The organism is Kitasatospora sp. NPDC024654 (genome assembly GCF_055559155.1).
The window spans coordinates 1-9,422 of the sequence record NZ_JBVHLF010000149.1; the positions used below are offsets into that span (position 1 = coordinate 1).

Below are 9,422 nucleotides of genomic sequence, written 5' to 3' on the forward strand. Positions count from 1 at the left end.
CAGGCGTAGAGAACCTCGATCATCTCAAACCAGCACGGGCACCTGTCGCCGTATCAGCCCACCGCTCGCCGGACTACCTGCGGATTCGGGTCAGAACGCGGCCAGCACGCTCACCGCGCCCGGCGCCGCCGGGGCCGGTCCGCCGACCACCAGCAGGACGGCCGAGACCGCGGCGGCCCGGAGCACCGCGGCGGCCGCCGGTATGCCGATGTCAGCCCGGTGGGGTCGAGTCGACGGAACGTCAGGAGGCCCTGGCTCCGAGGTGAGCGACGACGCGGCGATCGTCGTAGCCGGATGCGGTTCTCGGCAGGCCGTCCCGCGTCAGCCGAGGCTGGCGCCACGCTGGGTCCGCGCTGACGCGACCTGGTGGTCGCCGGGCGGCCTCGCGGCGCGGCGGCGCACCGCCGCGCCCTCCGGCGGTTCCGTCACGGCCGGGCGCCGCCGGCGGTCCAGCGGCCCCGCTCGCGGAGGACGTCGCGCAGGACGTCGATGCGATCCGCCATGATGCCGTCCACACCCAGGTCGAGGAGCGCCCGGATGCGGGTCGGGTCGTCCACGGTCCAGACGTGGACCTGCAGACCGGTCCGGTGCGCGGCACGGACGAAGGCCCGGTCCACCACGCGGATGCCTCGGTGCCGTTCGGGCACCTGCGCGCACACCGCGGGCCACGGCGTCCCGCGCCCGGGGAGGAGCGGCCCGGCGAGCGACCGCAGGCGCAGGCGCAGGACCTCGCGGGGACCGAGGGAGGTGGCCAGCGCCGGGCCCGCGAGGGCGCGGACGGCGGCCAGGCGGGTGTCGGAGAAGCCGCCGACGCACACCCGGTTCCAGGCCCCGGTCCGCCGGACCACCTCGACCAGGGGCGAGACGGCGCGAGCCGCCTTGACGTCGATGTTGAAGCGCGCCTCGGGGAAGGCGTCGAGCAGGTCCGCCAGGAGCGGGATGGGCTCGGTGCCCGCGATGCGGGCCTCGCTGACCACCGTCCAGGGCAGCTCGGCGATCGCGCCGGTGCGGTCGGTGACGCGGTCGAGGTGGGTGTCGTGGAAGGCCACCAGCACGCCGTCGGAGGTGGCGTGCACGTCGGTCTCGAGGTACCGGTAGCCGAGGGCGACGGCAGCCTCGAAGGCGGCGAACGAGTTCTCCGGCCTGCCGAGGGCTCCGCCGCGGTGGGCGAAGGCGAGCGGCCCCGGGTGGTCGAGGAAGGGGTGCATGGGAGAGCTCCGGAGAGGGCTGGCGGGGGCACGGGACGATGCCCCGGAACGCCCGGGGCCACCTCGGTGGGCTGGAGGCGTGTCCGCTGTCGGCGCCGCGGTGGGGGCCGGGGACCCGGCCGGTGCGCGGACCGGTGGTGCGGCGGGTCTCGACCTCCTCCTGGACGGCCCGGGCGGCGGCGCCCGGGCCCACGGCCGCCTCTCCGGTGCGGGGCGTTACAGCATTACACATCATGTCAAGCAGTAACGATGGTGGTGCCGGGGAAGCCGCGGGTCGGCACCTTCCGCGGCCGGTGACGAGGTCGCGGGCCCGATCGACCGGCCCGTCGTCCAGGCGCACGGTAGGCCACCGCCCCGGCGGGCACATGCCTGGAGTCGGGGGGCAAGGCCGCCCGCCGGGAGGAGGACCCCGCTCATGAACCCCGTCGAACGGATCCTGCGAGCCGCCGACCGCGCCCAGCAGCGCCACCCCGCCACGGCGGTGGTGATCGGCGTGGTCAAGAAGTACGGCGACGACCGCGGCGGACTGCTGGCCGCTCTGATCACCTACTACGGGTTCGTCGCGTTGATCCCGCTGTTGCTCCTGCTGTCCACGGTTCTCGGCTTCGTCCTGCACGGCCATCCCGACGCCCAGCACGCCGTACTGAACTCGGCACTCGCCGACTTCCCGATCATCGGGGACCAGCTGCGGCAGAACGTCCACTCCCTGCGGGGCAGCGGCCCGGCCCTGGCGATCGGCACCGTCGGGATGCTCTACGGCGCGCTCGGCATCGCGCAGGTCCTGCAGCACACCATGGCCGAGGTGTGGAACGTGCCCGGCGTCAAACGGCCCGGTTACTGGCCACGCCTGGCTCGCAGCCTGGCGCTGCTCGTCATCCTGGGCATCGGCCTACTGGTGGCGACCGCGGCGGCGAGCCTGGTGGCCACCACGCTGGCCGGACCGGCGGCCCACGCGGGTGCCCTGGTGCTCTCCGCGCTGGTGAACACCGCCCTGTGCCTGGCCTGCTTCCAGGTCCTCACCCCACGGCGGATCGGGGCCCGCGCCCTGCTTCCCGGCTGCGTCGTCGCCGGCCCCCTCTTCACCCTCCTGCAGGCCTTCGGCGCGATCCTGGTCACCCACCAACTGCGCCACGCGACCCAGGTGTACGGGTTCTTCGGGACCGTGATCGGGCTGCTGTCCTGGCTCTACCTGGCCGCGGAGGTCACCGTCTACGCCGCGGAGACGAATGCCGTCCTCGCCCGGCGGCTGTGGCCGCGCGCCCTGATCCAGCCCCCTCTCACCGCAGGAGACCGGAAGGTCCTGGAATCCATCGCCCGCCAGGAGGAGCGCCGCCCCGAGGAACACATCGACGTCAACTTCGACGACGAGCACCCCACTCAGCCCCCGACGTCGGGGGCCGGGACTCCCTCTTGTGACTGAGCGCTCCAGTGGGCCAGTTGAGTACCCGCCGGGCGTCCCGCTGCGATACTGGCGGCATGATTCTGGTCGTCGAAGGACCGAGCGCCGCCGGAAAGACCAGCTACAGCCGGCAGTTCGGGCCCCGCCGACACGTGCCCGAGGCCGCGGGCGGCGGTGAGCCGGCCGCCGGAGCCTCACCCGAGGAGGTCCTCGCCTTCTGGACGGAACGCGACGCCGCGCGCTGGCACCGCGCGTGCCGCGCGGAGGAGGCGGCCGGCCTGGCCATCTGCGACACCGATCCGCTCAAGTTGCACTACCGCTGGTGCCTGGCCAGGGCCGGCCTCGGCGCACCGGAGGCATACGCCGCGCAGCTGCACCACGTCCGCCGCGCCGCGGCCGAGCGGCGCCTGGGCATCGCCGACCTGATCACCCGCCACATCCCGGAGCCGGCCGAGCTGCTGCGCCGCAAGGAGGGCGACCCCAGCCGTACCCGGCGCGGCTTCGCCGTCCACGCCCGGCTGGCCGAGCCGCTGCGCGAGTGGTACGCGACCCTCGACGCGCTGGACCCGGGCCGGGTGATGTGGCACTGGCCCGCCAGCCTGCCCGTGCCCGCCCGCCGGGAGCGCTACGACCTCGGCCTCTTCGACACCTGGATGCGGCAGCTGCCGCCACTCGCCCCTCCCCCCGCTGCGACGGCCGGGCCGCCGCACCGCTGACCGACCATGAGCACCGCACCGGCTCGGGGCCCGCCACGGTTCCAGCCGCGCGGTCACGTCCCAGCGCTCCCCACCGGTGTGACTCGGCGCACTACGACCGGCTGGCCGCCACCCTGCACCCGCGACTCCCGGCCCGCCTACGCCGACGCCTGGTCACCGAGGCAGAGGGCAACCCGCTCGCCCTGGCCGAGCTCGCCCCCCTCGCCCCCGGGACGAGTGCCGCGCACCGTGTCCCGCTCGACCGCCGGCTCGGCGAACTGTTCGCCGAGCGTCTGGCGCGTCTTCCCCGGGCCCCCGGGATCTGCTGCTGCTCGCCGCGCTGGACGGCACCGGCGAGCTGCGTTCGCTCGGGTCGGCCGACAGTCTGGCCGACCTGGCACCGGCCGAGACCGACCGAATCGTCGCAGTGGAGCCGGGCAACGCACGCCTCACGTTTCGCCACCCGCTGATCAAACGGGCGGTCATCCGAGGTGCCACATCCGCGGAATTGCGCGGTGCTCATCGCTCGCTGGCCGCGCGGTCCGAGGATCCGCTGCGCCGGGCCTGGCATCTCGCCGGGGCCGCGGTCGGACCCGATGAGGCACTCGCCATGTCGCTGGAGCAGGCGGCCCGCACCATGCTCGGCCGCGGGGACGCGAATGCGTCCGTCACCATGCTCACCCGCGCCGCCGACCTCAGTCCGCACGGCGCGAGCCGCGAGCGGCGGCTGTCCGCGGCGGCGTCGATCGCCGCGGAGGCCACCGGGTAGCTGGCGGACACCTCGGAACTGCTCGATCACGCCCGCCGGACGCACCCGGAGTCCACCGGTTCGCTGGGTCTGGCCGTCGCGGCCGGCCACGTGATACTCAACGACGGCCTGGAGATCGACGCGGCGCACCGACTGCTGGTCACCGCCCTGCGCGACCACGCCGGCGACGGGAGCACTGCCGACGCCACTGTGGCCGAAGCCTTGCACTCCCTGCTCATGGTCTGCTGGATCGCCGGTTGCGCCGAGTACTGGGATCCGTTTCACGCGGCCATGGCCCGCCACGCGCACCGTGCGCCTGCGGCCCTGGCGCTGTGCGCGAGCACCTTCGCCGATCCGGCTCGTAGCCCCGCCGACGTACTGGACCACCTCGACGACGCCATCGACGGGCTGCACCGCGAGCTCGATCCGCCGTGCATCGTGCGGACCGCCAGCACGGCCGTCTTCGTCGACCGGACCGGGCGTTGCCGCGAAGCACTGTGGCGGGTCGTCGCGGACGGGCGTGCCGGCGGCGATCGGGGCCGCGATCAGCGCGATCACGACCCTGTGCGCGGACGGCTGGCTGACCGGCGATGGGACGAGGCCGAATCGCTCGCCGATGAAGGCATCGAACTGTGCCGCACCCACGGCTACCGCCGCTACTGCTGGAACCTCGGTGGCTACGTCAAGCCGCTGGTGGCCGCCGCCCGGGGCCGCGCCGAAAGCGCTGGCGGTGACCGACGAGATGACCCGCACCGTCGTGCGGACCGGGGCACGGACCGGCCGGACCATGGCGCACCACGTACACGCACTGGCCGCGCTCGGCCGCGGCGATTTCGAGGACGCCTACCAGCACTGCGCCGCCATAAGCCGAACCGGCGAACTGGCCTCCCACACACCCCAAGCGCTGTGGACCGTTCTGGACCTCGTGGAGGCCGCGACGCGCACCGGGCGCCGAACGGAAGCGGCGGCCCACGCCGCCGCCGCGCGGGAAGCCGGACTCGCCCGCGTCTCCGCCCGTCTGGCACTGCTCGTACACGCCTGCTCCGAGCCACGGCCGAAGTCGACGACGAGGCCTTCGCCCTCTTCGAGCAGGCCGTCGGCGTGCCGGGAGCAGAACAGTGGCCCTTCGACCTCGCCCGCACCCGGCTGCTGTACGGAGAACGGCTGCGCCGAGCCCGCGCGGCAACCCGCGCGCGTGAGCAATTGACCACGGCGCGCGAGGCGTTCGAGCGCCTGGACGCCCGCCCCTGGGGGCAACGCGCCGAAGCCGAGTGGCACGCCACCGCCGCGCGGAGAAGCCGCAGTTCACACCCGAGCCAGCCGACGCTCACCGCGCAGGAACGCGAAGTCGCGCACCTGGCCGCGGCTGGCCTGGCCAACAAGGAGATCGCAGACCGGCTGAGCATCTCGCCGAGGACGGTCGGCAACCACCTCCACCATGCCTTCCCCAAACTCGGCGTCACCTCCCGCGCCGCACTGCGCGACGCGCTGTCCAACAGCGCCGCCCCGTAAGCCGACGGCGGACCGGCTCACCCTCTCCCCACGCCTGCAGTTGGTCCGGCTCACCTCGGCCGTCCTGTCCGCCGACGACGAGGAAGCCGAGCGCTGGCCCTCCGGTCGGATCACTCCTCGCAATCCGGTTCCAGAGGGGAAAAGATGCTCTCCCACTCTTCCGTCAACCAGCCGAGGGAGGCGGCAAGTTGCTCCCCCTGCCCTGATGTGTCCTGTGCGTCAGCACGTGATTGACGGGCTATGACCAGATTTGTCCACGCTGTCATCCAGCAGCCATCCACGGCATGAGCGCGGATAGCGGCGGCGAGATCCTGGCGGACATCTTCAGCATTCGCCATCCGGCTGCCTTGCGGCGTAGGAGCGGAGCAGGACGAGGGTCTGCTGCAGTGCGCGGGCGAGGTGCTGGTGGGATCCGGTCGCCTTGTCGATGACCGCGCCGCCTTGGAGTGCGGCGAGCATCGTGGAGGCGAGTTCGGTGACGGGGGCGCCTTCGCGCAGCAGGCCACTTGCCTGCATGGCAGTGAGCTGATCCCGTAGCTCAGTGGCCCATTGTTCGTACATCCGGCCGACCAGGTCCCGGGTGATCCTGTCCGTGTCCAGGGCCCGGCCCGCCAGGGCCGCGACCTCGCAGGCGTCGTCGCGCCCCTGCTGCTCGTGCAGTCGCAGGATCTGCTCGACCCACGACTCCCAGTCCTGCCACGTGGCCAGCGGCACCGCGGGAGCGTCAGCCTGAGCCAGTCGCGCGAGATGGCAACGGGCGGCCGCGCGACGCAGTTCCTCCTTGCCGTCGGGGAAGTAGTGGAACAACTGCCCCTTGCTCGTGCGGGTCAGCCGCATGACCTCGTCCAGATTGATGTCGTTCCCGGTGATCAGCAGATCGGCCGCGGCCTCGACGATGCGGGCCTTGGTCGCTTCTCCCTTGCGCGTAGGCATGAAGCAATCCTAGCTTTCTGGACTTGATAGTCCAAATTTTGCGTGCCAGCCTCATGGACGTGAAAGTCCAAAACCCCGTAGCCCGCATACGCGGCGCAGGAGCACTCTTCATGCTCGCTGCCGTGCAGTACGCGGTGCTGGAGTACATCGCCGCCGCGGCCTGGCACAACCCTTCCTACACCTACGCCGTCGACTTCATCAGCGACCTGGGCAACCCGGTACCCGGGGACGTGTTCGAGGGCAGGACCGTCGACTCGCCGCTACACCTGGTGATGGACGCCGCGTTCATCGCCCAGGGGGCACTGTTCATCGCAGCCAGTGTGCTGCTGCTCAGTGCCGTGAACGCGGCTCGGTTCAAACGCGTGCTGCTCGGACTGGCGATCGCCCACGGCGTGGGCGTGATCCTCCTCGGCTTCTTCCACGAGTCCTCCGCCGCTCTGCACAACGGCGTGATCGTGGTCCACAGCATCGGCGCGGCCACCGCCATCATTGCTGGCAACGTGATCCCGATCCTGGTCGGCACACGCGGCGCAGCCTTGGGCGCCTCGCGACTGCTGCGCAGAGCCGGCACCGCGCTCGGGGTCGTCGGACTGGCCGCATTCGTGCTGCTGCAGGCCGACAGGCCGCTCTACAACTCCGATGGAGGAGTGCCCGAGCGCATCGCGGTGTACACGATTCTGGCGTTCGAGTTGATGCTCGGGGTGGTCCTGCTGATCCGCCCGCCGCGCCGGAACGCCCTCCCGCCCGTCCACAACACCCCCGAAAGGCTCGCCTCATGACCACTCTCCCCGACCGTTCGCCGCGTCTGGCCGGCCGCCGCGCCCTGGTCACCGGCTCGACCTCCGGCATCGGCCGGTCGATCGCCTCGGCCCTGGCCCGCGAGGGCGCCACCGTGGTGGTCTCCGGCCGCAACAAGGACGCCGGCGACAAGGTGGTGGACGAGATCCGCTCGGCTGGCGGCGAGGCTCACTTCGTACGCGCCAACCTGGCCGAAGGAGCCCGGGCGGCCACGCACCTGGCACAGGCCGTGGCCGAGGCGGCGGGCGGACCGATCGACATGCTGGTCAACAACGCGGCACTGCTCATCCCCGCACAGTCGCTCACCGAGGTCGACGAGCAACTGGCAGACCTGGCCCTGGCCGTGAACATCAAGGCACCAGCCCTGCTGACCGCGGCCCTGGTCCCGGCCATGATCGAGGCCGGCGGCGGCACGGTGGTCAACGTCGGGTCGATCAACGGCGCGATCGGCATGGCCGTCGCGGCACTGTACGGGGCGACCAAGGCGGCGCTCCACTCGCTGACCGCGTCGTGGGCCGCGGAGTTGGCCCCCAAGGGCATCCGGGTCAACGCGGTGGCGCCCGGACCGACGAAGACCGAGGAGAACGCCGCGTTCCACGACGCGCTGCGCGGCTACGCGGCCACCGCCCCCGATGGTCGGCCGGGCTCCTCCGACGAGGTCGCCGACGCGGTCGTGTTCCTGGCCAGTAGCCAGGCCTCGCACATCCACGGCGTAACCCTTCCGGTCGACGGGGGATACCTGGCCACCCGATAGGGCCATGCTCGGGCCGACCGGCGCGCCCTACGCGTGGCCGATCGAGCCGTCGATCCCCCGGAGCGAGCCGGTGCCGTGGTCGCATTCCCAGCCTGTGAGCGGGCTTCGGTGATCCATGGCGTGGCGCCTCCGGTCGACGGCGGGCATCAGCGGTCCGCGAGGGCGAGGGCTGTCCGAAAGCACGGCGTGGTGCCGCGGGCTCGACCCGTGGCACCGTGGACGCCGGCCCCGGGCGGAGCCGACGTCGCAATCGCACTACCCAAACCCACACCGAAGCGGGAGAGAAACTGCGATGAAACGCAACGCACGGATCGCCGGACTGGTCGCGGCGGCACTCGCGACCACCGGGCTGTCGACGTTCGCGCTCACCTCCAGCGCCCAGGCCGGGCCGTCCCAGGCCAACGCGGTCCAGGCCAACGCGGTCCAGGCCCACACCGTCCCGGCACAGACCCAGGCCATCGCGGACTGGCACGGGGTCAAGCCCACCATCGTGCTGGTGCACGGCGCATGGGCGGACGCCGCCGGCTGGACCCCGGTCATCGAACGACTGGAGGCGGCCGGCTTCCCGGTCAAGGCACCGCCGAACCCGCTGCGCGGCCTGGACTCGGACGCGCAGTACATCCACGGCGTCCTGGAGCAGATCCAGGGCCCGGTCATCCTGGTGGGCCACTCCTACGGCGGCGCCGTGATCACCAACGCCGTCCAGGGCGACCCCAACATCAAGGCCCTGGTCTACATCGCCGCCTTCGCACCGGCCAAGGGCGACTCGCTGGCCGGCCTCAACGGATCGCAGCTGGGCAAGACCATCCCCGCGCTTCCTGCCATCGCGACGAGCTACCCGAATGCCGACGGCTCCACCGGGACCGAGCTGACCATCGACCCGGCCCAGTACCCCAGCGTCTTCCTGGACAACGAACTCCCGCTCGACCAGGAGGAGGCACTGGCCGCCGAGCAGCGGCCGCTCAGCCTCGACGCGGTGACCGAGACCTCCGGCACGCCGGCGTGGCAGACGATCCCGTCGTGGTACATGGTGGCCGAAGGCGACCACGCCATCGCCCCGGCCCTCGAAGAGTTCATGGCCACCCGGGCCCACGCGCACACCGTCGAGGTGGACGGCCCCCACCTGATCATGCTCACCAACCCCGGAGCAGTCACCGACCTGATCGAACAGGCTGCCCGGACCACCGCCCGCTGACACCAGCCCGATGCGTTCCCGGCAGGCGGCAGGCCCGCCGGGAACCCTCCGGCACCGGCGCCACACGCTCGAAGGGGACAGTCGAGGTGTCAATCCCCTGGAAACGTAGAGTCGTCTCTATGCGGCTTCGTCCCTCTGTCGGGTCTCGGCTCGCTGCTGGTTGATGATGCGTTCGAACTC

At 72.2% G+C, this 9,422-nt stretch carries 9 protein-coding genes; 7 read left to right on the forward strand and 2 right to left on the reverse strand.

Features of this window, described 5'->3' with window-relative positions; translation table 11 throughout:
• Window positions 1-425: 425 nt before the first annotated feature.
• Window positions 426-1,208 (reverse strand): glycerophosphodiester phosphodiesterase, encoded by a 783-nt coding sequence (locus tag ACZ38L_RS37065; RefSeq protein ID WP_465702052.1) that lies wholly within the window; start codon window positions 1,206-1,208, stop codon window positions 426-428.
• Window positions 1,209-1,623: 415 nt separating this feature from the next.
• Between ACZ38L_RS37065 and ACZ38L_RS37070 the strand changes: the two genes are divergently transcribed.
• From ACZ38L_RS37070 to ACZ38L_RS37085, 4 genes are all read left to right on the forward strand, one after another.
• Window positions 1,624-2,628, forward strand: coding sequence for a YihY/virulence factor BrkB family protein (locus ACZ38L_RS37070; RefSeq protein ID WP_465702054.1), 1,005 nt, complete (start codon window positions 1,624-1,626; stop codon window positions 2,626-2,628).
• A gap of 56 nt (window positions 2,629-2,684) precedes the next feature.
• Entirely contained in the window at window positions 2,685-3,323 is a 639-nt protein-coding gene (locus tag ACZ38L_RS37075; RefSeq protein WP_465702056.1) for a hypothetical protein, read from the forward strand.
• Between the two features lie 487 nt (window positions 3,324-3,810).
• Window positions 3,811-4,071, forward strand: coding sequence for a hypothetical protein (locus ACZ38L_RS37080; RefSeq protein WP_465702058.1), 261 nt, complete (start codon window positions 3,811-3,813; stop codon window positions 4,069-4,071).
• 90 nt (window positions 4,072-4,161) lie between these two features.
• On the forward strand, window positions 4,162-5,562 hold the full coding sequence (locus tag ACZ38L_RS37085; RefSeq protein WP_465702060.1) for a helix-turn-helix transcriptional regulator: 1,401 nt from the start codon (window positions 4,162-4,164) through the stop codon (window positions 5,560-5,562).
• A 324-nt stretch (window positions 5,563-5,886) separates the two neighbouring features.
• Here the strand turns inward: ACZ38L_RS37085 and ACZ38L_RS37090 are convergent, their stop codons facing one another.
• Window positions 5,887-6,495, reverse strand: a complete 609-nt coding sequence (locus ACZ38L_RS37090) for a TetR/AcrR family transcriptional regulator (RefSeq protein ID WP_465702062.1) — start codon at window positions 6,493-6,495, stop codon at window positions 5,887-5,889.
• Window positions 6,496-6,605: 110 nt separating this feature from the next.
• On the opposite strand from ACZ38L_RS37090, the gene ACZ38L_RS37095 reads away from it, so the two are divergent.
• From ACZ38L_RS37095 to ACZ38L_RS37105, 3 genes are all read left to right on the forward strand, one after another.
• Complete coding sequence (locus tag ACZ38L_RS37095; protein ID WP_465702064.1) at window positions 6,606-7,274, forward strand: DUF998 domain-containing protein; 669 nt, start codon at window positions 6,606-6,608, stop codon at window positions 7,272-7,274.
• Window positions 7,271-8,047 (forward strand): SDR family NAD(P)-dependent oxidoreductase, encoded by a 777-nt coding sequence (locus ACZ38L_RS37100; RefSeq protein ID WP_465702066.1) that lies wholly within the window; start codon window positions 7,271-7,273, stop codon window positions 8,045-8,047. The genes ACZ38L_RS37095 and ACZ38L_RS37100 overlap by 4 nt, the downstream gene beginning before the upstream one ends.
• Before the next feature lie 292 nt (window positions 8,048-8,339).
• A complete protein-coding gene (locus tag ACZ38L_RS37105; protein ID WP_465702068.1) occupies window positions 8,340-9,242 on the forward strand; it encodes an alpha/beta fold hydrolase in 903 nt (300 codons plus the stop codon).
• Window positions 9,243-9,422 lie beyond the last annotated feature (180 nt).

Coding starts and splice junctions, on each gene's coding strand:
- ACZ38L_RS37065 (WP_465702052.1), bottom strand. CDS start 1,208: ATGCACCCCTTCCTCGACCACCCGGGGCCGCTCGCCTTCGCCCACCGC.
- ACZ38L_RS37070 (WP_465702054.1), top strand. CDS start 1,624: ATGAACCCCGTCGAACGGATCCTGCGAGCCGCCGACCGCGCCCAGCAG.
- ACZ38L_RS37075 (WP_465702056.1), top strand. CDS start 2,685: ATGATTCTGGTCGTCGAAGGACCGAGCGCCGCCGGAAAGACCAGCTAC.
- ACZ38L_RS37090 (WP_465702062.1), bottom strand. CDS start 6,495: ATGCCTACGCGCAAGGGAGAAGCGACCAAGGCCCGCATCGTCGAGGCC.
- ACZ38L_RS37095 (WP_465702064.1), top strand. CDS start 6,606: ATGCTCGCTGCCGTGCAGTACGCGGTGCTGGAGTACATCGCCGCCGCG.
- ACZ38L_RS37100 (WP_465702066.1), top strand. CDS start 7,271: ATGACCACTCTCCCCGACCGTTCGCCGCGTCTGGCCGGCCGCCGCGCC.
- ACZ38L_RS37105 (WP_465702068.1), top strand. CDS start 8,340: ATGAAACGCAACGCACGGATCGCCGGACTGGTCGCGGCGGCACTCGCG.